Origin of the sequence: Aureimonas sp. SK2 (genome assembly GCF_029813115.1) — a bacterium.
Classification (GTDB): Bacteria; Pseudomonadota; Alphaproteobacteria; order Rhizobiales; family Rhizobiaceae; genus Aureimonas.
The window spans coordinates 1-234 of the sequence record NZ_JAPZDS010000085.1; the positions used below are offsets into that span (position 1 = coordinate 1).

The window sequence follows — 234 nt, forward strand, 5'->3', positions numbered from 1 at the left end:
GTCGCGGCACGGGGCGCCTGGGCCAACATCCCGCCGCGCTCGACGCGAAAGGCTACCTTCGCCTTCAGCCGATGGGTCTATCGCCAACGCAACCTCGTCGAGCGCTTCTTCAACCGCATCAAGCAGATGCGCGGTATTGCAACGCGCTACGACCGAAGGCCTGACAACTTCCTCGCCGCCATCAAACTCGCAGCCGTCCGCATCTGGATCAATGCGTAACGAGTCCGCTCCCTA

The 234-nt window shown here is 62.8% G+C and carries 1 protein-coding gene; it reads left to right on the forward strand.

Going from position 1 to position 234, the window contains the following annotated elements:
* Window positions 1-219: transposase (locus O5O54_RS22320; RefSeq protein WP_279484040.1), on the forward strand; the 219-nt coding region annotated here is incomplete at its 5' end.
* Window positions 220-234: the final 15 nt, after the last annotated feature.